The 608-nt window shown below is 41.0% G+C and carries 1 protein-coding gene; it reads left to right on the top strand.

Annotation, left to right across the window (positions count from 1 at the left end; all coding sequences use genetic code 11):
• Window positions 1-402: phosphoadenylyl-sulfate reductase (locus B4237_RS02355; protein ID WP_286941174.1), on the top strand; the 402-nt coding region annotated here is incomplete at its 5' end.
• Window positions 403-608: the final 206 nt, after the last annotated feature.

Genomic DNA, 608 nt, shown 5'->3' on the forward strand with positions numbered 1-608 from the left:
TTTGAAGATGGTCATCAAGAGTGTTGTGGTATTCGAAAAGTACAACCTTTACGTAAAAAACTTGCAACACTTGATGGCTGGATTACAGGTCAACGTAAAGACCAAAGCCCAACGCGTAGCGATGTGCCAGTAGTACAAGCTGATGTAGGGTTTTCAGGTGAAGGTAAGCAACTAATCAAATACAATCCGCTAGCAAACTGGAGTAGCGCAGATGTATGGAGCTATATCCGCATGATGGAAATTCCATATAACCCCTTGCATGAGCGTGGTTTTATTTCAATCGGCTGTGAGCCATGTACACGTCCAGTTCTACCAAATCAGCATGAACGTGAGGGTCGTTGGTGGTGGGAAGAAGCGACGCATAAGGAATGCGGCCTGCACGCTGGAAACCTCAAAAAATAATAGATTATTACTTTAATATTTAAAAACCACTGATAGATCAGTGGTTTTATTTTTCCTGACTGCTGTGTACAAAGCCATATTTTAACCAGACTAAACCGTATATACTTCTTAGCACGGTTCAATAATTCTAATAAGAATTATAGGGTCTGCTGACATTTCACAGATGCTTGCGACAGAGGATATTTTTAGACGATACAAGGCATGTT

The organism is Acinetobacter sp. UBA6526 (genome assembly GCF_002434875.1).
GTDB classification, from domain to species: domain Bacteria; phylum Pseudomonadota; class Gammaproteobacteria; order Pseudomonadales; family Moraxellaceae; genus Acinetobacter; species Acinetobacter venetianus.